This is a genomic window from Saccharomonospora glauca K62 (assembly GCF_000243395.2).
GTDB classification, from domain to species: Bacteria; Actinomycetota; Actinomycetes; order Mycobacteriales; family Pseudonocardiaceae; genus Saccharomonospora; species Saccharomonospora glauca.
Genome location: NZ_CM001484.1, coordinates 4,075,140 through 4,095,928 on the forward strand (window position 1 = coordinate 4,075,140; position 20,789 = coordinate 4,095,928).

Annotated in this window: 20 protein-coding genes; 10 read left to right on the plus strand and 10 right to left on the minus strand. The window is 67.7% G+C overall.

What is annotated here, in order from left to right; translation table 11 throughout:
- The first annotated feature begins 100 nt into the window (after positions 1-100).
- Positions 101-1,330 carry a DUF445 family protein gene (locus tag SACGLDRAFT_RS18980; protein WP_040920189.1) on the plus strand — a complete coding sequence of 410 codons (1,230 nt, stop codon included), beginning with the start codon at positions 101-103 and terminating at the stop codon, positions 1,328-1,330.
- On the opposite strand, the gene SACGLDRAFT_RS18985 is transcribed toward SACGLDRAFT_RS18980, so the two are convergent.
- The 3 genes from SACGLDRAFT_RS18985 to SACGLDRAFT_RS18995 are packed head-to-tail and all read right to left on the minus strand — an operon-like array spanning position 1,281 to position 4,008.
- Complete coding sequence (locus SACGLDRAFT_RS18985; RefSeq protein WP_005466586.1) at positions 1,281-2,195, minus strand: metal ABC transporter permease; 915 nt, start codon at positions 2,193-2,195, stop codon at positions 1,281-1,283. The genes SACGLDRAFT_RS18980 and SACGLDRAFT_RS18985 overlap by 50 nt on opposite strands.
- A 15-nt stretch (positions 2,196-2,210) precedes the next feature.
- The gene (locus SACGLDRAFT_RS18990) at positions 2,211-3,023 is read right to left on the minus strand and encodes a metal ABC transporter ATP-binding protein (RefSeq protein WP_005466587.1); all 813 of its coding nucleotides are present in this window, start codon (positions 3,021-3,023) and stop codon (positions 2,211-2,213) included.
- A gap of 13 nt (positions 3,024-3,036) precedes the next feature.
- Positions 3,037-4,008: a metal ABC transporter solute-binding protein, Zn/Mn family gene (locus SACGLDRAFT_RS18995; protein ID WP_005466588.1), complete on the minus strand. Its 972-nt coding sequence runs from the start codon at positions 4,006-4,008 to the stop codon at positions 3,037-3,039.
- A gap of 172 nt (positions 4,009-4,180) precedes the next feature.
- Between SACGLDRAFT_RS18995 and SACGLDRAFT_RS19000 the strand changes: the two genes are divergently transcribed.
- The 5 genes from SACGLDRAFT_RS19000 to SACGLDRAFT_RS19020 all read left to right on the plus strand — a co-directional run bounded on the left by SACGLDRAFT_RS19000 (position 4,181) and on the right by SACGLDRAFT_RS19020 (position 8,804).
- Complete coding sequence (locus tag SACGLDRAFT_RS19000) at positions 4,181-5,281, plus strand: LacI family DNA-binding transcriptional regulator (RefSeq protein ID WP_005466589.1); 1,101 nt, start codon at positions 4,181-4,183, stop codon at positions 5,279-5,281.
- A 49-nt stretch (positions 5,282-5,330) separates the two neighbouring features.
- The gene (locus tag SACGLDRAFT_RS19005; RefSeq protein WP_005466590.1) at positions 5,331-5,834 is read left to right on the plus strand and encodes a beta-class carbonic anhydrase; all 504 of its coding nucleotides are present in this window, start codon (positions 5,331-5,333) and stop codon (positions 5,832-5,834) included.
- A gap of 12 nt (positions 5,835-5,846) precedes the next feature.
- Complete coding sequence (locus tag SACGLDRAFT_RS19010) at positions 5,847-6,728, plus strand: HhH-GPD family protein (protein ID WP_005466591.1); 882 nt, start codon at positions 5,847-5,849, stop codon at positions 6,726-6,728.
- A 55-nt stretch (positions 6,729-6,783) separates the two neighbouring features.
- Positions 6,784-7,716, plus strand: coding sequence for a peptidoglycan recognition protein family protein (locus SACGLDRAFT_RS19015; protein ID WP_005466592.1), 933 nt, complete (start codon positions 6,784-6,786; stop codon positions 7,714-7,716).
- 203 nt (positions 7,717-7,919) lie between these two features.
- A complete protein-coding gene (locus tag SACGLDRAFT_RS19020) occupies positions 7,920-8,804 on the plus strand; it encodes a nuclear transport factor 2 family protein (protein ID WP_005466594.1) in 885 nt (294 codons plus the stop codon).
- An 18-nt stretch (positions 8,805-8,822) separates the two neighbouring features.
- Here the strand turns inward: SACGLDRAFT_RS19020 and SACGLDRAFT_RS19025 are convergent, their stop codons facing one another.
- A complete protein-coding gene (locus SACGLDRAFT_RS19025) occupies positions 8,823-9,533 on the minus strand; it encodes a TetR/AcrR family transcriptional regulator (protein ID WP_051036224.1) in 711 nt (236 codons plus the stop codon).
- A gap of 278 nt (positions 9,534-9,811) precedes the next feature.
- Positions 9,812-10,588 carry an alpha/beta fold hydrolase gene (locus tag SACGLDRAFT_RS19030; protein ID WP_005466596.1) on the minus strand — a complete coding sequence of 259 codons (777 nt, stop codon included), beginning with the start codon at positions 10,586-10,588 and terminating at the stop codon, positions 9,812-9,814.
- 12 nt (positions 10,589-10,600) lie between these two features.
- Here SACGLDRAFT_RS19030 and SACGLDRAFT_RS19035 point away from each other — a divergent pair, with 12 nt between their 5' ends.
- The 4 genes from SACGLDRAFT_RS19035 (at position 10,601) to SACGLDRAFT_RS19050 (ending at position 14,116) form a co-directional block, all read left to right on the plus strand.
- Positions 10,601-12,028, plus strand: a complete 1,428-nt coding sequence (locus tag SACGLDRAFT_RS19035; RefSeq protein ID WP_005466597.1) for a M1 family metallopeptidase — start codon at positions 10,601-10,603, stop codon at positions 12,026-12,028.
- Between the two features lie 37 nt (positions 12,029-12,065).
- Positions 12,066-12,374, plus strand: a complete 309-nt coding sequence (locus tag SACGLDRAFT_RS19040) for an antibiotic biosynthesis monooxygenase family protein (protein WP_005466598.1) — start codon at positions 12,066-12,068, stop codon at positions 12,372-12,374.
- Positions 12,375-13,190 (plus strand): SIR2 family NAD-dependent protein deacylase, encoded by an 816-nt coding sequence (locus SACGLDRAFT_RS19045; protein WP_005466599.1) that lies wholly within the window; start codon positions 12,375-12,377, stop codon positions 13,188-13,190.
- A gap of 119 nt (positions 13,191-13,309) precedes the next feature.
- A complete protein-coding gene (locus tag SACGLDRAFT_RS19050; protein WP_005466600.1) occupies positions 13,310-14,116 on the plus strand; it encodes an NmrA family NAD(P)-binding protein in 807 nt (268 codons plus the stop codon).
- Positions 14,117-14,194: 78 nt separating this feature from the next.
- Here the strand turns inward: SACGLDRAFT_RS19050 and SACGLDRAFT_RS19055 are convergent, their stop codons facing one another.
- The 5 genes from SACGLDRAFT_RS19055 to SACGLDRAFT_RS19075 all read right to left on the minus strand — a co-directional run bounded on the left by SACGLDRAFT_RS19055 (position 14,195) and on the right by SACGLDRAFT_RS19075 (position 20,696).
- On the minus strand, positions 14,195-16,747 hold the full coding sequence (locus SACGLDRAFT_RS19055) for an ATP-dependent Clp protease ATP-binding subunit (protein WP_005466602.1): 2,553 nt from the start codon (positions 16,745-16,747) through the stop codon (positions 14,195-14,197).
- A gap of 526 nt (positions 16,748-17,273) precedes the next feature.
- Positions 17,274-18,023 carry an ESX secretion-associated protein EspG gene (locus SACGLDRAFT_RS19060; protein WP_005466603.1) on the minus strand — a complete coding sequence of 250 codons (750 nt, stop codon included), beginning with the start codon at positions 18,021-18,023 and terminating at the stop codon, positions 17,274-17,276.
- A gap of 11 nt (positions 18,024-18,034) precedes the next feature.
- The gene (locus tag SACGLDRAFT_RS19065) at positions 18,035-19,552 is read right to left on the minus strand and encodes a hypothetical protein (RefSeq protein ID WP_005466604.1); all 1,518 of its coding nucleotides are present in this window, start codon (positions 19,550-19,552) and stop codon (positions 18,035-18,037) included.
- Entirely contained in the window at positions 19,549-20,172 is a 624-nt protein-coding gene (locus SACGLDRAFT_RS19070) for a DUF3558 domain-containing protein (RefSeq protein WP_005466605.1), read from the minus strand. Before SACGLDRAFT_RS19070 ends, SACGLDRAFT_RS19065 begins: the two co-directional genes overlap by 4 nt.
- Entirely contained in the window at positions 20,169-20,696 is a 528-nt protein-coding gene (locus tag SACGLDRAFT_RS19075) for a hypothetical protein (RefSeq protein ID WP_005466606.1), read from the minus strand. Before SACGLDRAFT_RS19075 ends, SACGLDRAFT_RS19070 begins: the two co-directional genes overlap by 4 nt.
- Positions 20,697-20,789: the final 93 nt, after the last annotated feature.

Genomic DNA, 20,789 nt, shown 5'->3' on the forward strand with positions numbered 1-20,789 from the left:
TTGCCTTACCCAACCTTTCGCGCGCGGTTTCCGGTAGAGCGCCCGTGATGCGCGCCGAATGGCAGGAAATGTGGCGGTGGATGCCGGCGAGGAGGTCTCGGTGGAAGCTGTTCTCGACGATCTCGCCGGAAACTGGCCCCTTTACACCGCCATCCCCGTCGTCGCCGCGTTGATCGGGTACGTCACCAAACGCGTGGCCATCGAGATGATGTTCCGCCCGCTGGAGTTCGTGGGACTGAAGGGCACCTTCCTCGGTTGGCAGGGCGTGGTGCCTCGGCACGGCGGCAGGATGGCGGCGACGGCCACCGATCTGCTCACCAAGAACGTCCTCGATGTCGCCGAGGTCTTCGCCAGGGTCAAGGCCGACCGACTCCTCACGGAGATCGAACAACCCCTGCTGAAGGCCGTCGACGACATCACCCGTGAGGTGCTCGCCGAACACCACCCTCGGCTGTGGGAGCGCCTGCCACCGATGGCGCGGGACCTCGTGGTCAAGCACGTCCAGGCGGGTGCTCCCCGACTCGTGCACCAGATGCTGGACGAACTCCGCGACAACGTCGGCGACATCCTCGACATCAAGCGGATGAGCGTGCAGCGGCTGACCCAGGACAAGGCCCTGCTCGTCAAATTGATCAGGGACACCTCCCGACCCGAAATGGCTTTCATCGCTCGTTCGGGTATTTATTTCGGGTTTTTTCTGGGGGTCGTTCAGTCGATCGTGTGGGCGCTGACGAAGAACCCACTCGTGATGCCGATCTTCGGAGCGTCCATCGGGTTCTTCACCGATTGGCTGGCAATCAAATTGATCTTCGTTCCCCGCGATCCCATACGGTTGCCGGGCGGACTCCTGCTGCACGGGATGTTCCAACGCAGACGCGCCGAGGTCGCCCGCCAGTACGGCGAGATGATCGCGAAAGAGTTGTTCACCGTGGACAACGTGCTCGACGCGCTCCTGCACGGCCCGAAGTCGGATCGGCTGCGGGCCCTGGTCCGCCGACTCGTCGCCGAGGCGGTGGACGAGCAAGCCGAGGCCGCTCGCCCCCTGGTCGACGCGACCATCGGAGCGCAACGACTTGAGGCGATGAAGCAAGCGGCCGCGGCGAAGTCGATCGAACGGCTGCCCGCGACGCTACGTCCCGCGAAGGGCTACCTCTCCAGGGCGATGGACGTGGCCAACACCGTGGAGCAGCGCATGCTGCGCATGACCTCGACCGAGTACGAGGGCCTGTTGCGCCCCGCGTTCCGTCAGGACGAGTGGAAGCTCGTCGCGGTGGGTGGGGTCATCGGTTTCCTGGTCGGGGAGCTACAGGTTCTGGTGATGCTGCACTGACTTCCTCGGCACGCGCCCGGTCGTCGACACCACCCGCCCTGCCGCGCAGGTACTCCACGACCCGACACACCAGGTAGATCGTGAACGAGATGGCGGTGACGAAAAAGCTGACCGGCGCGCCGGGAGCCAGTGAGAGCACGATCCCGCCCAGCGCGGCCAGTTCGGCGAACACCACGGCGAGGACGGTGGCTCGCAGTGGGCTGGCCGTGACCCTCGCGGCCGCGGCGGCGGGGGTGACCATCAACGCCACCACCAGCAACGCGCCGACGATCTGCACGCCCAGCGCGGTGGCGACACCAACGAGCACCGCGAACAACGGGGAGAGCAACCCTCCGGGCACACCGCGCGCGGTCGCGACCGCGGGATCGACGCTGAAGAACAACAGCGGTCGATACACCAGGGCGAGCACCACGAGCACGACGACGGCCGCGATCAGCAACGCCGTCAGGTCGGTCGGCTCGATGGCCACGATCTGCCCGACGAGGATGCCGAACTTGTTCGAGGCACGTCCGGGGTAGTACCAGAGCAACAGCACGCCGAGCCCGAGCCCGAACGCCAGGATGACCCCGATCACCGAGTCGCGGTCCGAGTCCCGGCCACCCAGCAGGCCCAGCAGGAGCGCGGCCACCACCGCCCCGATGAGCGCCCCGTACCCGACTCCGATACCGAGCAACAACGCCGCCGCGGCCCCGGTGAAGGCCAGCTCGGCCGTGCCGTGCACGGCGAACGACATGCGACGCATGACGATGAGCGGCCCCAACGTGCCCGCCACGAGCCCGAGCACGGCCGCCGCGAGCAGCGCCGTCCGCACGAAGTCGAAGCCGAGCAGCTCCAGCGTGAGGTCGATGTCGAACAACTGGTCCATGCGAAAGCCTTCGGGTCAGGGGTGGTGGACTTCGTCCTCGCAGAGCGCGCTCTGGGCACCCGCGACATGGATCTGGCCGCCGACCCTGACGACCTCGACGTGCGAGCGGTAGAGCTCGGAGAGCGTCCGGGACGTCATCACCTCGTCGGGCTCACCGACGCGGAACTGGCCGTCCACGAGGTAGAGCACTCGGTCGACGTACGGCAGGATCGGATTGATCTCGTGGGTGACGAACAGCACGGCCGTGTCGGCCTCCCGCCTGCGTTCGTCGATCAGCCGCGCCACGATCCGCTGGTGGGCGAGATCCAGTGACGCCAGCGGTTCGTCGCACAGCAGCACGTCGGGCTCACCGACGAGGGCCTGCGCCACGCGCAGCCGCTGCTGTTCCCCGCCGGAGAGCTTGCCCACCGGCGAGTCGGCGTAGCGTTGGGCGCCCACGGCCTCGATCGCCCGCTCGATGCGTTCCCGGCGCCGCCGCAGTCCTCGCAGGCCGAGCCCCCAGCGGTGACCGTCGAGGCCGAGCCCGACGAGGTCGCGACCCCGCAACGTCAGTCCGTCGTCCATGGCGCGTTGCTGCGGCACGTAGCCGACGCGCTCGTTGCCCCGGCCGGGACTCCGGCCCGCCACCGTCACCGTGCCCGCGCTGAGCTCCTGGAGCCCCAGCAGCACGCGCAGCAGGCTCGTCTTCCCCGATCCGTTGGGGCCGAGCACCGCCAGGAACTCGCCCGGCGCGACATCGAGGTCGAGGCCCGACCACAGCGTCCGTTCGCCGAACCGCAGTGCCGCACCCCTGACCTCGACGGCGGCCCGCGTCGTCGTCACGTCCACTCGGTTGTCTCGCTCACTCGTCCAGTGCCTTGGCCAGCGCGTCGACCTGCGCGCCCATCCAGGAAATGTAGTCGGTCCGCCCTTCGGGAAGCGTCTCGGTGACGTCGACGACCGGGGTCCCGGCCTCCCGCGCGGCCTCGACGACCTTCTCGGTCGCGGGCGTGGTCGTCTGGGTGTTGCGCACCACCGCGTCGACCTCCCCGGAGACCAACTCCAGCATGCGCTGCTGCGCAGCGACGGGCACGTCGGTCTCGTTTTCCACGGCCGCGGAGAACTCGTGCGGGGTGAGGTCCGTGACCTCGACGGCGCTCAACAGGTACTGCGCGAGCGGTTCGGTGGCCGCCACCTTCGCGCCGGCGTGGCGCTCGGCGACCTCGTCGATCTCGTTCACCAGTTCGTCGACGCGTTCGGTGAAGTCGGCGGCGCCTTTCTCGAAGTCCCCCGCCTGCTGTGGCCTGAGGTCGCTCAGCTCGCCGGCCACCCGCTCGGCGACGGCGGACACGACCGGGAGGTCGTACCAGACGTGCTCGTTGCCGTGCTCGTGGGAATGTTCGTGGTCCCGGCCGTGTTCCACGGACTCGGCGTGCTCGTGGGCCGCGACGTCCTTCCCGGTCTCCCCCGCCACCTCGACGGCCACGACCGTCGGCGCGTCGGCGTTCTCGGCGAGCTGCGGGAAGAAGTCGTCGTAGCCGCCGCCGTTCCAGACGAGCAACTCGGCGGAGGCGACCTCGGCCGCGTCGGCGGCCCCGGCCTGATACGAGTGGGGATCGGCGGCGGGGTCGTCGATGATCGACGTCACTTCCACGTGCTCGCCACCGACCGCGGCGACGACGCTCGCCCACACGTTCGTGGAGGCGACCACGCGCACGCGATCGTCGGAGCCCCGATCGGCTTCGCCCTGCCCGCCACAGGCGGCCACCAGTACGGCGAGGACAGCGGACAGTGACACACCGGCGATCGAGCGCCGACGACACGAGGCGTGCATCGGGGACCTCTCTCCATCCAAGGCTAATTGGAAATGATTGTCGATATCATCTTACCGGAAGGGGTGATGATCTACCCACCGGTCGGGTGATTTATCCGTGCACGGAGAGCAACCATGTGACGCACGTTGTGCGCTCCTTCTGCTGCGGCTTCTGAACCGTTACGGTTTGTTCATGAACCGGCCGATGCGAACCAGGCGAGGTGCGACGCTCGCGTCGCTCGCCGCTGAACTGGGCGTGTCCAGGACCACGGTGTCCAATGCGTACAACCGGCCGGACCAACTGTCCCCGGAGTTACGCCGACGGGTACTGGAGACGGCCCGCCGACTCGGTTACCCCGGCCCCGACCCGGTGGCTCGGTCCCTGCGTACGCGCAAGGCGGGCGCTGTGGGCCTGCTGCTCACCGAGAACCTCTCCTACGCGTTCCGCGACCCGGCGGCCGTGGGCGTGCTCGAAGGACTCGCGCTCGCCTGCGAGGACGCGGGCGTCGGCCTGCACCTCGTGCCGGCCAGCCCCGGCAAGGAAGAGGTCGCAGCGGTGCACCGCGCGGGCGTCGACGGGTTCGTCGTGTACTCCGTGCCCGACGACGACCCCCACCTCGCCGCCGTACTGTCACGTCCGGTGCCCACCGTCATCGTCGACCAACCCCAGCTCGACGGGATCGACCGCGTGTCCCCCGACGACGAGACCGCCATCGTGCAGGTGGCCGAACACGTCGTCGGCCTCGGGCATCGGCAGATCGGCGTGCTGTGCATGCGCCTCGGACGCGATCGCAACGACGGGTTCGCTTCCCGCGAGCGTCAGGAACGGGCCCACTACCACGTTCAACGCGCTCGCCTGGCCGCGTTGGCCAAGACGTTCGAGGCCGCCGGGGTCGACTGGAACACCGTGCCGGTCGTCGAGCGGTTCGACCACACCGTCGACGACGGAGCCACCGCCGCCAGGCAACTGCTCGACGCCCACCCGCGCGTCACCGCGATCATCTGCACGTCCGACATCCTCGCGCTGGGCGCGCTCGCCGAGGCGGGCAGGCGGGGGCTCCGGGTTCCGGCCGATCTCACGATCACCGGCTTCGACGGCATCGCCGAGGCGTCGCGAGCCGGACTCACCACGGTCCACCAACCCGTGCTCGAAAAAGGACGCGCGGCGGGGAAGCTCCTGCTGGAGGCGAACGAACGCGTCGAATCCAAATTGATCACCCTGCCCACCGAACTACGAGTGGGCACCACGTCGGCGCCTCCGCGCACGGCCGAAGAGCAATGGTTCGGACCGTGAGCGCCTCCGCCCCACGCCCGAGAGCCGAGCGACACGGAAACGAGGGACCATGACGGCGATCGAGGAACTCATACGACGCAACCGCGCGCTCGGCAACGTCGTCCCCGGCGACCGGTCGTCACCCCGGCCTTCCCGCCACGTGGCGATCCTGACCTGCATGGACGCGCGAATCCGCGTCTTCGAGATCTTCGGCTTGTTGCAGGGCGAGGCACACGTGCTGCGAAACGCCGGTGGGGTCGTCACCGACGACATGATCCGTTCACTCGCACTCAGCCAGCGCAAGCTGGGCACCCGCGAGGTGTTGATCGTGCAGCACACCGACTGCGGCCTGAACACGGTGACCGAGGACGGCTTCAAGGACGAGCTGGAGGCCGCCAGCGGCATGCGGCCACCGTGGGCGGTGGAGGCGTTCCGCGACGTCGACGCCAACGTGCGGCAGTCCATACAACGGGTCAGGCGCAACCCCTATCTGTTGCACACCGACCTGGTGCGCGGATTCGTCTACGACGTGAAGACCGGGGAGCTTCGCGAGGTCGCTCCGCCCGGCGACTAGCCTTGTCCGACGATGTCCATCGACGCCGAGACGCTCATCGACTGGTTCGACACGAGCGCGCGTGACCTGCCGTGGCGGCACGCCGACTGCACCCCGTGGGGAGTGCTGGTCAGCGAGGTGATGCTGCAACAGACCCCGGTGAACAGGGTGCTGCCGGTGTGGCGAGAGTGGCTGGAACGCTGGCCGAAGCCGTCGGCCCTCGCCGCCGCCACCCAGGGCGAGGTGGTGCGCGCCTGGGGCAAACTCGGCTATCCCCGGCGGGCCCTGCGGCTGCATGCCGCGGCCACCGCGATCGCCGCCGACCACGGCGACGAGGTGCCCTCCGACGTCGACACGTTGCTGGCACTTCCCGGCATCGGGGCGTACACGGCGAGGGCGGTGGCCGCCTTCGCCTACGGCAGGCGCACACCGGTGGTGGACACCAACGTTCGTAGGGTGGTTGCGCGCGCCGTTCACGGCGCGGGCGAAGCCGGCCCCCCGTCGACGAACCGGGACCTCCGCGACGTCGAGGCGTTGCTTCCCGACGGCCCCGACGAGGCCCGTGCCGCGCGGTTCTCGGCGGCCCTGATGGAGCTCGGCGCGTTGGTCTGCACGGCCCGCAGACCCCGGTGCGCCGACTGCCCATTGTTCGACACCTGCGCCTGGCAGAAGGCGGGCCGACCTGCGTATACGGGCCCGACCCGGCCGGCTCAGCGTTACGGCGGCACCGACCGTCACGTCCGTGGCCTGTTGCTCGACGTGCTTCGCGGGACCACCGAGCCGGTGGAGAAGGCGAAGCTCGATCTGGTGTGGCCGAAAGCCGGCCAGCGGGACGCGTGCCTGGCCTCGTTGCTGGACGACGGACTGGTGGAGCAGACCTCCGACGGGCGCTTCGCCCTACCTGGGGAGCATTGACAAACCAACCAGGGTTGTTGGCAATCTCTTCACCTCACTGCGAGGGAGAGAGCACATGGCCGACAAGCCCGTCATCGACCGCCGCACGTTGTTGGTGGGTGGTGGTCTCGCCGTCACCGCCCTGGGAACCGCTCTGACCGTTCCCGCCGGAACCGCCGCCGCTCACCCACGGCCGGTGGAGGCCCCGAACATCTACGACACCACCGCCTGGGGCGCCCGGCCGCCTCGGGAACCCATCACCCTGCTGAACCACAAACCGACCTACATCGTCGTCCACCACACCGTGGAGCCGGGCAACAGCGAGGACTACTCGCTGGAGCACGCGTTCGCGATCTCGCGGAGCATCCAGGACTTCCACATGGACTCCAACGGCTGGATCGACACCGGCCAGCAGTTCACGATCAGCCGTGGCGGCTACATCACCGAAGGCAGACACCGCAGTCTCGAAGCCCTGCGTGGGGGAACACAGCACGTGCTGGGCGCCAACGTCGCCGACCACAACAGCGAGATCATCGGCATCGAGAACGAGGGCCTCTACATGGAGGTCGACGTTCCTCAAACACTGTGGGACTCACTCGTCGCACTGGTGGCGTACATGGCCTCGCAGTACGACATAAGCCCGGACCTCATCCGAGGACACCGCGACTTCAACTCCACCGCCTGCCCCGGCGACGTGCTGTACGCGCGGCTGCCGGAGCTGCGACAGGCCGTGGCCGACCGCCTCGGCGTGACGTTCCGCGAACCCGAACCGACACCGTTGCTGCGCCCCGGCGACACGGGCGACGACGTGCGCCTCGCGCAGCGGCGACTGCGCGCCCGCGGGTACGACGTGACCGTCGACGGTGTGTTCGGCGACAAGACCCGCGACGCGGTGGCGGCGTTCGCCGCGAGCAACGGCCTCGGCGAACCGACCTGCCAGGCATGCGCCCGTTCCGACGAGCGCGGCTATCTCGGCATCGACGTGTGGGAGCGCCTGGCGCCCCGGTGACATCCCCGCGTGGCCGGGCCGTCGTCCGGCGGCTCGGCCACTCACCGCCCCGAAGACCTCCCCCGGCGTTCTCGGACCCGAAACGCTACCCGGCAACGACCTAAATATGCTATTGTCACCCATTAAGTTAATGGGATTAACTAAATATTTTTCATTTTCGCGTGCCGCTGTGCAAGTAGATCCGCCATCTGGGGGAGGCCAGGATGGACCCGCTGGCACTCGCCGGCCAGGCAGTTTCTTTCCTGTGCGGATATCTGAGCCAGGTGGCGTACGGGACGCTACAACGGACGCAGGACTCTGCCGCCGAAGCACTGTATCAAATAATCACGAACCGACTAATCCGAACAGCTTTCGGCGAGCGAGCTCTGCGACAACTCAAAGTCACCCCCGAGGACGAACGAGCCGCACGGGAAACCCAACAGGTACTCGCTCAGGAAGCGCAGGCGGACCCGAACTTCGCCGCCGAGTTGAGCCGAGCAGTGCAAAACATCTGGCTCGCCCAGGGTGATGTCTCCCAGACAACGGCCCAACAGGGCAACATCACCGTGTCGGGCTCGACTTTGAAGAACGCCTTCGTCGGCAGCAATGTCGACCAGTCACGACGGCAGACGAAGATCTCCTTCGGCGGTTGGGTCGTCGTCGCCGCCATCCTCCTGCTCGGCGGAACGGGCTCGGTCATCGCCATCAGTACCGGCGGAGGGCGCGACGCCAGCTCGATCGGCGACGCACCTGACGAAGAAGGCGCCAAAGAGACCGCCATGGCGTTCGTCGAATCCATAAAATCCTCCGACGCGGAGCTGTTCTGCGATCTTCTGCACTCCGAACTAGTGAGAAACCTCGAAGTCAACTCCGGACGTCCATGCCCACAGACCGTTCCCGTCATCCTGGACCGGATAACGCCGGAGATGAAAGAAGAGGCTGCGCACACACAAGTGTTGTCGGTGACGATGGAATCCCAGAATCGAGCCGTCGTGGTCGTGGGCATCGACGACACAGAAGGAAAATCGGCCGAGTTGCGGCTTCGCCGGGACTTCAACCGTTGGCGCGTGGACGCCCCGCCGGACGCGATGTCCTTCGGTTTCCCGTGAGCCGGAACGGTCGCCGACTCACGTCTCCGGCGGTTCGTACTCGACGTCGAGCAGCTCGCAGATCCCTCGGCACATGCGCTCGTGCATGGGGGCCATGTCGGTGAATGTCGCGCTCATGAAACCGAAGACGTCGAAGGAGATGGAAGCGTAGATGCGCGACCAACACTCGATGAAGACCAGGATCGCGCCGAGCGGCATCGGGTCCAGCCCGACGATGGCGCGGTAGTCGCTCAACTGCTTTCGCAGCGACGGCTCCAGCTCGTCGTCAGCCGGGACGTCGAACGGCCGTTGCCGCCACAACCGAAGGTAGCGTTTGCCGAACGCGCCGCCGACCTCAATGTTCCAGGTCTTGGTGATCTGCTCGTGGAGGTTCCCGGCCGCGGGCGACGGAGTACCGAAGACGAAGCCGTACTCGGCGCGGTTCCTCGCGGCCCAGGCCGGGAAGGCCCTGACCATCGCGGTGAGCTGCCGGTCGGGACGGTCGTCGGGGTACGCGGCGGAAGCGGCTTCGAGTTCGCCCACGAGTTCGGCGATCAGATCCTTGGCCAGCGCGAGCAGGAGATCGCCTCGGCCGCTGTAGTACCGGTAGATGGCGGGTGGGGTCACCCCGACCTCCCGAGCGATGGCCGCGAGCGTGACCGCGTCGAGACCGCCCGCCACCAGGAGCCGCCGAGCAGTACGCCGCAGGTCACGATCGAGCGCCGCACGCAACCGGGCTCGTCGGTTCATCGAAGCCGTCACCACACCTCCAGCGCCACCCGCAGCATACGTGAATACCGGTGACATCAGCACGATCGTCTGTTAAGCTATTGAATTAAGTTACCCCCCTTAACAACGCCTTGTACGCCAAGTGTATTACCCACCTACCACGGCGATACGGCACCTACGACGTCAAATGTCTGGGGGTCCGGCCGGGAACACAGCTTCCCGGCCGGCGTAGCCGGGCCACGCTGAGGGGGAGGTGGCCCGGCTACTCGACGCTTTCATCCGAGGACGCCGAATCGGCGTCACGAACGCGCGAGATCGGCCAGGAACGCCTCGACGGCGCCCCGGTAGGCCTCCGGCTGATCGCGGTGCACGACGTGCCCCGCCCCGGCCACCACGACGTGCCGACCGTTCCGAGCGCGTTTCGCCATCTCGGCCTGCTGCCCCGCCGGCATGCTCGTGTGTTCGGCCTCGATCACCAGCATCGGGCAGCGCACCGCCTCCAGGTAGGACCAGTAGTCCCGCTGGCCCCATTCCGTGGCAATGGCGTACAGGTCCTCCAGGTCCGCGATCAGGTGGTAGCCGTCGTCGCGTTCCTCCACGCACTCGATGAAATACTCGCCCAGGCTGCCGAAGAACTCCGACACGTGCGCCAGCGAACGGAACGGCACCGGCCACGACTCGAAGTAGGCGCGCCAGACGTCCACGGTGTCGCCACGGCGGTCGACGGCCATGTCCTCGGCCACGACACCGGCCGCCAACTCCGGGCGCATCGCGGCCGCCACCCACGCGTGCAACGCGCCCATGGAGTGCCCGATGAGCACGGCGGGACCTTCGTCCAGGTCCTCCACCAGGTTCACGACGTCCTCGGCGAACTCCTCGGTGGTCCACGCACCCCGGCGCCGCGCCCGGCCGTGCCCCCTGGCGTCGAGGCCCACGACGTGACCATGGGCGGTGAGCCACCGCGCCACCGGCCACCACGTCGTCGCCCGCCCCATGAGCCCGTGCAACAGGACGATGGGCCGTCCGTGCCCACCGAAATCGACAACACTCGACGCCAGCGATGCTCGAACGGGCATTAGGCTCCCTTCATGCTCGACCGCCGCGCCCGGATGATGGCACTGTGCGGGATCGTCTGCATCGTAGCCGCCTGCACCCCCGCCCAAGCTCCTTCCGAGCCCGTCCCCGAGCCCACACACGGAGCGGCCGGCATCGGCGACGAGTACTACCCGGAGGCGGGTAACGGCGGCTACGACGTCGACGGCTACGACGTCGAGATCCGGTACGACCCGGAACACGGACACCTCACGGGCGACACGACCGTCACCGCCCACGCCACCCAGACGCTGTCCCGGTTCAACCTCGACCTCCGCGGCTTCGCGGTGTCCTCCGTGGAAGTCGACGGCCAACCCGCGAAGTTCTCCCGCGAGGGAGACACCGAACTCGTGATCACTCCCTCCGAGCCGGTGGCCGAGGGCAGCACGTTCACCACCCGCGTGCGCTACGAGGGCGAACCCGTCTCCGCCGACGCGGGCCAGCTCGGCGGGAACGGCTGGTACCGCACTCCGTCCGGCGGCGCGTTCGTGTTCGGCGAGCCCCAGTCGGCGTCGTACTGGTACCCCGTCAACGAACATCCCCGCGACAAGGCGACCTTCTCCCTCACCGCCACCGTGCCGAAGGGGTGGACGGCCGTGTCCATCGGCGAAGCGGGCGAGCCCGTCACCGAGGACGGCTGGACCACCACGACCTGGACCGAATCCGATCCGGTGGCCAGCTACCTCACCGTGTTCGCGGTGGACAAGTTCGACGTGGAGACGAGCACGCTCGCGGACGGCACACCGGTGCGCAACGTGTTCGCTCCCGGCGCCGACGACGCGCGCGACGAGGCCGCCCGCACCGAGGAGATCGTCGAGTACCTGGCAAGCCGGTTCGGCGACTACCCCGCGAGCACAGTCGGTGGCATCTACCTCGACATCGCCACCGGGTTCGCCCTGGAGACTCAGGGAACGCCGACGTATCCGAGCGACCCGGACGTCGACCTGCTCGTCCACGAGCTCGCACACCAGTGGTACGGCAACTCGGTGTCGGTGGACTCGTGGGCCGACATCTGCCTCAACGAGTGTTTCGCCAGCTACGCCACCTGGCTGTGGGCCGAGGACAAGGAAGGCGCCGACCTCGACGCGCTCTACCGGCAGCAAATCCGGTCGCTGGAGGGCAACCGGGCCTTCTGGGCCCAGCCGCTCTACGACATGGGAGCGGGCAACGAGTTCGGGGTGGTGTACACGAAGGGGCCACTCGCCGTGCACGCACTGCGGCTGCGCATCGGCGACGAGGCGTTCGATCGGCTCCTGCGCGAGTGGCCGGCCGAACACGCGAACGGCAACGCGAGCTGGGAGGATTTCGAGGAATTCGCCGAGCGGATCTCGGGCCAGCGGTTGGACGACTTCTTCCGCGCCTGGTTCCGTGGCACCAAGCGTCCCGCCGAGGAGTACCTGTATCCGGAGCCACTCCGCCGCTGAGCGGCCCCGCGAAGTCACTCCGACTACCGTATTCGATATGGCAGTCGTAAAGATCAACGCGATCTCCGTTCCCGAGGGTGCGGGTCCGGAGCTGGAGAAGCGGTTCGCGGCCAGGTTGCACGCGGTCGACAAGCAGCCCGGTTTCCTGGGGTTCGAGTTGCTGCGCCCGGTGGCCGGGGACGACCGCTACTTCGTCTACACGAAGTGGGAGTCCGAGGAGCACTACCAGGCGTGGGCCAACGGCCCCGCGAAGGAGGCCCACGCCGGGAACCGGGGCAAGCCCGTGGCCAGCGGCGCGAGCCTGCTCGAGTTCGAGGTCGTGCAGAGCTCCGGCCCCGCGTCGTAGATGCAGGAGGAGTACCGGCGTGCGGCCGAGTTGATCTCCTCGGCCGACGCGCTGCTCGTGTGTGCGGGCGCGGGCATGGGCGTGGACTCCGGGCTCCCGGACTTCCGGGGTGACGAAGGCTTCTGGCGTGCCTATCCGCCGTACGCCCGGCTGGGACTGCGGTTCGTGGAGCTCGCCGACCCCGAACACTTCGCCGCCGACCCCGAACTGGCATGGGGCTTCTACGGGCACCGCCTGAACCTCTACCGCGAGACCGAGCCGCACGCGGGTTTCACTGTCCTGCGGAAGTGGGGGGAGAACAAACCCGGCGGGGTTTGCGTGTTCACCTCGAACGTCGACGGCCAGTTCCAACGCGCCGGGTTCACCGACGTGGCCGAGGTACACGGCTCGATCCACCACCTCCAGTGCCTCGCTCACTGCGGCGTCGGGATCTGGCCCGCCGACGACGTCGTGGTGGACGTCGATCCCGACACCATGCGGGCTCGCCCTCCGCTGCCGTCCTGTCCTCGGTGTGGTTCCCTCGCGCGCCCGAACATCCTCATGTTCGGCGACTACGACTGGCTGGAACACCGTTCCCGGCGGCAGCTCGACGCCTTCACGGAGTGGCGCAGGCGCAATCGTTCGCTCGTGGTCGTGGAGCTCGGAGCGGGGCTGGCCGTGCCCACGGTGCGCAGACAGGCCGAACTCGCGAGCGCGGCCACCGGAGCTCTCGTGCGCATCAATCCCAGGGAACCGCAGGTACGGCACGGGCGCGGTGTGTCACTGCCCGTCGGCGCGTTGGAGGCCCTCACCACGCTCGACGAGCTGGTGAACTGACCGGGCCCTGCCCCGCGTGGACCGCGACGTGACCGCCACACGGTGTCGCCGTCGGCTGTCGAGGCGAAGACGTTGCCGGTAGTAGCTTCTTCCTCCCAACCACTGGGAGGAGGACGCTGATGACCATCCTGGTCACCGGAGCGACGGGGAACATCGGACGCAAAGTCGTCGACCACCTGCTCGCGCGTGGAGCTCGGGACGTCCGTGCGCTCACCGTCGATCCCGGCAAAGCCGCACTTCCGTCCGATGTGGAAGTTGTGAGGGGCTATCTTCGCAAGGTGGAGACGCTGCCCGCGGCGTTCGAGGGCGTGTCCGGCATGTACCTCGCGCCGACCCCGGACACGGTCGAGGACGTCGTCCGCCTCGCGCGCGAAGCTGGGGTGGAACACGTCGTGGACCTCTCCGGCGAGCCCGAAAGCTGGTGGGGCACGGTCACCACGGCCGTGGAGCGGTCCGGAATGGACTGGACGCACCTGTGGCCGGGTGACTTCATGGAGAACTCACTGATGTGGGCGGAACAGATCCGCCGCACCGGCGCGGTGCGTGAGCCGTACCCCGAGTCGGCGAGCACGCCGATCGCCATGGATGACATCGCCGCCGTGGCCGCCACCGCTCTGCTCGACGACAGCCACCGTGGCAAGGCGTATCCGCTCACCGGCCCCGAGGCGCTGACCCGCACCGAGCTCGTGGCACACATCGGTACGGCTCTGGGCAGGGAGATCCGATTCGTCAAGTCCACCCCCGAGGAGACGGTACGGGCACTCACGCCGGCCATGCGGGACAACGCCCAGTGGTACGTGGACAACGTGCTCACGACGTTCGAAGCCGGAACGGCGGAGCCCAACCACCTCGTCGAGGAGATCACCGGCCGTCCCGCGACCCGGTTCGCCGACTGGGCACGGGCACACGCACACGAGTTCGCGTGAGTTCCTCCCGACAACGCCGAAGGGGCCCCCGCGCACTCGGCGCGAGAGCCCCTTCGAAGGCGGTGATTCAGTTGTCGGTCACTCCTGCTCCGACTCGCCGGACTCCTCGCCGCCCGCGGCGGCGATGCTCACCGGCGGAGCGTCGGGCACATCCAGCGGCTTCGGCTCGCCGCGGAAGGTGAACTTCGCCTGGTCGTCGTGCTCGTCGCCGATCTCCCAACCTTCGACGTCCACGATGATGATCTGACCGGGCTGGACCTCGCCGAACAGGATCTTCTCGGACAGCTGGTCCTCGATCTCCCGCTGGATGGTCCTGCGCAGCGGCCGCGCACCGAGCACCGGGTCGAAGCCCCGCTTGGCCAGCAGAGCCTTCGCCTTGTCGGTCAGCTCCAGAGCCATGTCCTTGGCCTTGAGCTGCTCCTCGACGCGGGACACCATCAGGTCCACCATCTGGATGATCTGCTCCTGGGTGAGCTGGTGGAAGACGATGATGTCGTCGATCCGGTTGAGGAACTCGGGCCGGAAGTGCTTCTTCATCTCCTCGTTGACCTTTTGCTTCATCTTCTCGTACCGACCGGTCTCGTCGGAACCGGAAGAGAAGCCCAGGCTCACGGACTTGGAGATGTCCTGCGTGCCCAGGTTCGAGGTGAAGATCAGCACCGTGTTCTTGAAGTCGACCGTGCGACCCTGACCGTCGGTCAGGCGGCCGTCCTCCAGCACCTGCAGCAGCGTGTTGTAGATCTCCTGGTGGGCCTTCTCGATCTCGTCGAAGAGGACCACGGAGAACGGCTTGCGGCGCACCTTCTCGGTGAGCTGGCCGCCCTCCTCGTAGCCGACGTAGCCCGGAGGGGCACCGAACAGCCGCGAGGCGGTGTAGCGGTCGTGGAACTCACCCATGTCGATCTGGATGAGTGCGTCGTCCTCACCGAACAGGAAGTTGGCCAGCGCCTTGGACAGCTCAGTCTTACCGACACCGGAGGGACCGGCGAAGATGAACGAGCCGGACGGGCGCTTCGGGTCCTTCAGGCCGGCCCGCGTACGGCGGATGGCCTGCGACACGGCCTTAACCGCGTCCTCCTGGCCGATGATCCGCTTGTGCAGCTCCTCCTCCATGCGGAGCAGACGCGTGGTCTCCTCCTCGGTGAGCTTGAACACCGGGATTCCGGTCCAGTTGGCCAGCACCTCGGCGATCTGCTCGTCGTCGACCTCCGCGACGACGTCCAGGTCACCGTCCTTCCACTGCTTTTCGCGTTCGGACTTCTGGCCGAGGAGCGTCTTCTCCTCGTCGCGCAGCCGAGCGGCCCGCTCGAAGTCCTGAGCGTCGATGGCCGACTCCTTCTCCCGACGCACCTCGGCGATCTTCTCGTCGAACTCGCGCAGGTCCGGCGGCGCGGTCATCCGGCGGATGCGCATCCGCGCACCGGCCTCGTCGATGAGGTCGATCGCCTTGTCCGGCAGGTACCGGTCGTTGATGTAGCGGTCGGCGAGAGTCGCCGCGGCCACCAACGCCGAGTCGGTGATCGACACCCGGTGGTGTGCCTCGTAGCGGTCGCGCAGGCCCTTGAGGATCTCGATGGTGTGCTCCAGCGACGGCTCGCCGACCTGGATCGGCTGGAACCGACGCTCCAGCGCGGCGTCCTTCTCGATGTACTTGCGGTACTCCTCAAGCGTGGTCGCGCCGATGGTCTGCAGCTCACCACGGGCCAGCATCGGCTTGAGGATGCTCGCCGCGTCGATCGCGCCCTCGGCGGCACCCGCGCCGACGAGCGTGTGCAGCTCGTCGATGAACAGAATGATGTCGCCGCGGGTCTTGATCTCCTTGAGGACCTTCTTCAACCGCTCCTCGAAGTCACCGCGGTAGCGCGAACCGGCCACCAGCGACCCGAGGTCGAGCGTGTAGAGCTGCTTGTCCTTCAGCGTCTCGGGCACCTCGCCCTTGACGATGTTCTGGGCGAGGCCCTCGACGACGGCGGTCTTGCCGACGCCGGGCTCACCGATGAGAACCGGGTTGTTCTTGGTACGGCGGGACAGCACCTGCATGACCCGCTCGATCTCCTTGCTGCGCCCGATGACCGGGTCGAGCTTGCCCTCCCGCGCGGAAGCGGTGAGGTTACGCCCGAACTGGTCGAGCACCAGCGACGACGACGGGGTGCCCTCGCCACGACCCGCACCGGCCTCGGCAGGCTCCTTGCCCTGGTAACCGGACAGTAGCTGGAGCACCTGCTGCCGGACCCGGTTGAGGTCGGCGCCCAGCTTCACGAGAACCTGCGCCGCGACACCTTCGCCCTCGCGGATGAGGCCCAACAGGATGTGCTCGGTACCGATGTAGTTGTGCCCGAGCTGCAGTGCCTCACGCAGCGACAGCTCCAGCACCTTCTTGGCTCGCGGGGTGAAGGGAATGTGCCCGCTGGGAGCCTGCTGGCCCTGGCCGATGATCTCCTCGACCTGCTGACGGACACCCTCCAGCGCGATACCCAACGACTCAAGCGCCTTGGCGGCGACACCCTCACCCTCGTGGATCAAACCCAGGAGGATGTGTTCGGTGCCGATGTAGTTGTGGTTGAGCATCCGGGCCTCTTCCTGGGCCAGGACAACCACCCGCCTCGCGCGGTCGGTGAACCTTTCGAACATTCCCACTCCCTCGACTGCTGCGCCGGCGGCCCGACACTCTTCCCGGCTTGCTCCACCGGTGAGCTCGGCACCGTACGACCACTGTAGTAGCCGACCACACGTCTCGTGGCTACCACTGGTACGGATTCAAACCTCATGGAGCAGGGCCCGATGCGCCGCGAGCACTCGCGGAGGACACGCCCACAGTCGACTAGTTGCTGGCTGCTGACGTAGGGAACAACGAACACGCCGGCACTCGAATTCCGGCGACCCTTGTTGTCCGCTCAGCGCGAACACGCCGTTTTCGGGCGCTCGGCCACGTCGATCCCCGCCCGGAACCCCTCAACGGGGTGGGAACGACCGACCCACGTGAGGGGCCGCGGACCACCCGGCCGGAGCGGCGGAGACTCACCCATCGCCAGGAACGATCCGGAACGTGATAATCGACACAATCGAGCAACGTGTCGCCGCTCCCGACCTCCGGTCGGCAAGAAGCGGCCCGGTACCGGAAGGGGCACCTCGGTACCGAGGCCGCCGATCGAGAACGTCAGGCACTCCTCCGGCCACGCAGGGCGACGGCCAGGGCCTCCGTCAGCGCTTCCACGGAACCGGGCCGGCGCTGGATGAAGTCTTCCGCGTCCCGGAACACCAGCATCCGCCCGAGCCCGGCCACGTCGATCAACGACAACGGATCGCTCCGCCGCCGGGCACCGTTGACGGTGACGGCGCCGTACAGCTGGTGAACTCCCTCTCGTGGAGCCTTCAGGTGGTCACGGAGCTCCTTGACGTCACGCCGACCGGTTATCCGGAAACCGTCGTCCTCGTCCACCGCCTCGGTGCTCTCGAACTCGGACCGGGGGACGCTGAGCGATCGAACGGAGGCGGCCGGCGCGGGCGGGAGCAACGCCACGAACTCCTCCACGAGCCGGCGCGGGTCGACGGACCGAAGACTCACGGTGTCGCCGTGGACGAAGGCCGCCACCGCTTCGCCGTCACGTTCGGCCACCAGAAGAGCACCGTCCCGGTGCGGGTCGGCGTAGGCGCTCCAGCAGTACAGCTCACGCGACGGGCGGGCCAGTGTGCGCAGCGTGTCGCGGAACCCCGAGGTGAGCGCCTGTTCCGTCGACAAGCCCACCCGTGCCAGTAGTTCCAGGCATTGCCGGGTGAACTCGGCTGTCCTGCCGCTGGGCACGTGGAGGCCGTGCGATCCCAGCACCGGGTGCGGCTCTCCGAGCCCTTCGAGGCCCCACGAGTGCAGCAGCGCCACCTTGGGTACGGACACAGGTTGTGCGAGCATCGGCCTCACCCCTATTCACCGATGGTGGGAGGCGTGACGATGTGGCCGGTCTCCGGGTCGCGCCACTCCTCGTCGTCCTCGCCGAAGGAGAACGCCTCGTCGGTGTCCTCGATGTAGTTGCGCTGGTGTTCGGAGTCCTCGGCGCCCTGGCCCCGGCCTCCAGGGGCACCCATGGCCCCCATCGGCGCCACCCCGCCCCGGCCCACCGCTCCGGCCGCGCCGGGCCTGACCGCGCCCTGCCCCGGCGTCGCCGAGGTTCCGAAGGGAGCCGCCCCGCTCCCCCGCCCCGGACCGGGTGGGCTGCCCACCGCACCGCCGACACCCGCTCCCGGCCTGCCACCGCTGACTCCGGAACTACTGCCTCCACCCACCGACGATCCGCTGTAGCCGCCCGTTATCGGTGAGCCTCCCGTGACCGCCCAGGACCCCGGCGAACCGGAACCGCTGCTCGTGGACTGGCTCAAAGGCGGGAAGGTCGACGGCTGGTATGCCGCGGGCCGGTACGTCGACGACGTCTCGGACGGAGGTCGGTAGCCCGACACCGACGTCGAGTCGGTTCCTCTGCCTCCGGTGAACTCGGAGTCGAGACCTGTCCTGTTTCCTCCGGTGAACTCGGAGTCGAGACCTGTCCTGTTTCCTCCGGTGAACCCGTCGCCGCCGGAATGGGTGCGCACGATCGACGAGTCCTCCGGCCCCAAATAGTGGACGGCGGGACGCAGGTTGTCGGGATCGGGACCACTGCCCTCGATCCGATTCTTCTCTTCGTTCTTCTGGTCCTTCTTCTCGTCCTTCTTCTGACCGCGATCGTCGTCGTTCTTCTGGTCGTTCTTCTGGTCGCTCTTCTCGTCCTTCTTCTGGCCGCGGGAATCGTCGGAGCCACCGTCGTCCCGGCGAGTCCCGCCCTTGTCACCCTTCTCCTCGGAGGTGCGGACCTCCTGATCCGACGATCGCGCCCGGCCCGTCTCCTCCTCGTTCTTGTTCAGCGTGACCTCGCCGGTGCCGAACTCGTGGAGTTTCCCGTAGTCGTACGTCACCTGCTGCAACGTCGTCAGGGTGTGCTGCTCGTAGGCCTCGTAAGCTCGGCGATTGCGTTCTTCAAGTTCCCGGTACCGGTTGATCTCGACCTCGGTGTCCGTGTCCCACGGGGTGATGGCGTCCCAGATGCCGCGGGTCGGCGGTTGATCGGGCATCGGTTCGACTTCGGACTTGAGCCGGTCGAACGCGTACGACGCGTCGTTCAACGTCCGCGCGTTGTTCTCGTAGGCGGAGGAGGCCTGGTAGGTCGTCTCGACGGCGGGGGAGATACGAGCGCGCGCCGCGTCGGCACCCCCGCCGGTCCACGAGCTTTCGAGGCGGGTGAGCGCCTGCCGAGCACGATCACTGATGGCCGCGTGGTCCTGTGCCAGTTCGTTCGCCTGGGTCGCCCCCGACCGCCAGTCGGCGGAACTGCCCGCCAGTATCAGCCGCACGAGTTCGGGTATGGACAGCGCACCACCGAGCTGTCGTACGGATACTCCACCCTCCGTCACCGTCCCGCCCTCTCTTTCAAGTTGTCCACTAAGGTCTGGGCCAATTTCCCCGAGAGCTCGCAGAGATCGACCCGGTCCTTCTTCGCCCGGCCGGGCACCACCGAGACACTCACCGCGTAGACGTCGGACAGCCCGACGTTGACCGAGCACGCCCTTTGGTTCTCGGTGCTTTGGAAGGCGACTGCCGGGAACCCACCGATCGACGGAATCTCCCGCCACACCTTCACGACCGGTCTCATGTTCCGGTACAGGGTGCTCAAGCCCTCGCGCGTCTCGGTGAGGAAGTTGACGAAGATTCCCGCGCCCGTGGTGCTGTCCTGCCAGGAACACCAAGGGCCGGTGGCGATGTCGTCGCGCTCTCCTTCCGGCGCGTCCGCGCCCAGGGCCTCGACGATCTGCTGCCGGGTGAAGGCCCGGCACGGGTCCTGCGGAAGCACCGATTCCGGCAGTGGAGTGGACACCGCGGGAGCCCCGCTGTGCGGCAATCCGTTCGCCCGGACGGCGGCCGTGCCGCTCGACGTGGGTGTCTCCGAGGCGACCCCTTCCGTCGGCTCCGCCGAACACCCCGCCGTCACGGTGGCAAGGCACAGCCCCACCACCGCGCAGAGACACCGTCTCATTCGACGAAACCTCTGTCGTCGGAAACCAGGGCGCCGCCCACCGCGCCGATCTGCCGCGTGGCGTCCTCATCGGATTCGGTGATGAGGCCGAGGGCCTTTTCGAGGCGAGCGACGAGCTCGTCGAAGAACGTGATCTCGTTCAGGACATGCTCGTACCCGTAGCCGAGCGCACCCAGTTGAGGGCCGTCGACGGCGTTCTCGTGGAAGTTGAGGCTGGCCGGGTCCTCGGCGGCAGCTCGGAGCCCGAGAAGATTCCCGGCTTTTAACTCCATCTCCTGGAGGTCGTCACGGATGTCCCGGAATATGGCGAGCATCTCCTCGGCCTCTTCCCGACTGAGGCTGAATCCCTGGCCACCCGTGGGAACACTGCCCGAGCCTCCCCCCGCCGCCGGCGCGGCAGCGGGCATGGCCCCTTCGGGAGGAGGGGTGGGCATGGCACCTCCGGCGGCGGGCATGGCCCCTCCGGACGGCACGCCGTCGACCCAGAACGTGACGTCGGACAGCCAACCCTCGGCCTCGCTCATGCCTACCTCCCGTCAGCGTCCCGCACGAATCGGGAGAGTAGCGCGAAAATCACACATTGACCGAAGTTTCACGTGTTTTCCCAGAAGTGAGTA